We start from the raw sequence: 1,063 nt of genomic DNA on the forward strand, positions 1-1,063 counted from the left end.
GGAGGTGTTCGACTACATCGAGATGTTCTACAACCCACAACGCCGTCATGGTTCAACCGGCGACCTGTCGCCTGTAGAGTTTGAACGGCGCTACGCGCAACGAGGGTCTTGAGTGTCTACGGAACCCAGGGCGTATGACACCGCCCCGCCGAACGACTCGACGACCATACGGACGCTGTTGGCAGTGCCCTTACGCCGCTGGATCGCCATGGCGCTGCGCAGGCGCGAGCGCTTGATCGCATCGCTCCAGTCGGCCTTCCAGTCGTCCACCGACAGCGTCCAGGCCAGCCACGGCAGATGGCCAGCCGGGCACGTGTCCGGATTCCACAGATCCGGGTACGGCAGCGGGATCGCTTCCAGGCGATCGGTGACGGCGGCCAGGGCGCGCTCCATCTTGGTGGCGTTGGGCGGCAGAGGGCTATTCATCGATGCCGGCGTGCACGATGTCGATCGCGGTGCAGTAGGCGGCCTGCGTGCGACTGATCCTGATGTCAGCTGCAGGCGATTCCAGCTCCACGCGCTGCACACCATCGGCAAACAGCTTGGCCTTGATCGCCGATTCCGGTACGTCGCGGCCGAGACGGTGTGCCTCGTCCAGATACGCCTGCAGGCTGCGCAGCGCCTCGCGCATGACCACCGCCGAGTCGGTGCCGGCGTAGGTGTAGACGCGTCCACGAATGGCATACGGGACGATCTTGGCGCTCTGGACCGTGACGCTGTCGGTCAGCGGGCGCACGTCATCGTTGGTAAGGATCGTAGCGACCTCGTCGAGCAGTGCCTGTGGAGCCGTGCCATCGCCCGTGCGCGATTGGACCGTGACCAGCACTTGCCCGGGTGCGGGGCTGGTGGCACTGGCGTCCATGACATCGGCCGCCGCGCTGAGTGCGTGATAGATGCAGGCGCCCTCGGGGCCAGCGACGCTGAAGCCCTCTGGAGGGTAATCCCCCCGCAGGTTAGCTGACGCCAGAAGTGGAATTTTCTCGTACCCTTTTCCGAGGAGGTTCCATGAAGACATCCCGCTTCACCGACAGCCAGATCATCGCCGTGCTCAAACAGGCCGAGG

1 protein-coding gene and 2 pseudogenes are annotated in these 1,063 nt (G+C 64.7%); 1 reads left to right on the plus strand and 2 read right to left on the minus strand.

Annotated features, from left to right (window positions below; genetic code table 11):
- The coding region (locus tag NX05_RS21675; protein ID WP_131830002.1) for an IS3 family transposase at positions 1 to 112 on the plus strand (112 nt) is incomplete at its 5' end.
- Positions 113 to 135: 23 nt separating this feature from the next.
- On the opposite strand, the pseudogene NX05_RS03495 reads toward NX05_RS21675, so the two are convergent.
- Together NX05_RS03495 and NX05_RS03500 are read right to left on the minus strand one after the other, a co-directional pair.
- A pseudogene (locus NX05_RS03495) lies at positions 136 to 426 on the minus strand (phage tail protein I); the annotation flags it as partial.
- Positions 419 to 934, minus strand: a pseudogene (locus NX05_RS03500) (baseplate assembly protein); the annotation flags it as partial. The pseudogenes NX05_RS03500 and NX05_RS03495, both read right to left, overlap by 8 nt.
- Positions 935 to 1,063: the final 129 nt, after the last annotated feature.

The organism is Xanthomonas vasicola (genome assembly GCF_000772705.2).
In the GTDB taxonomy this organism is placed as follows: domain Bacteria; phylum Pseudomonadota; class Gammaproteobacteria; order Xanthomonadales; family Xanthomonadaceae; genus Xanthomonas; species Xanthomonas vasicola.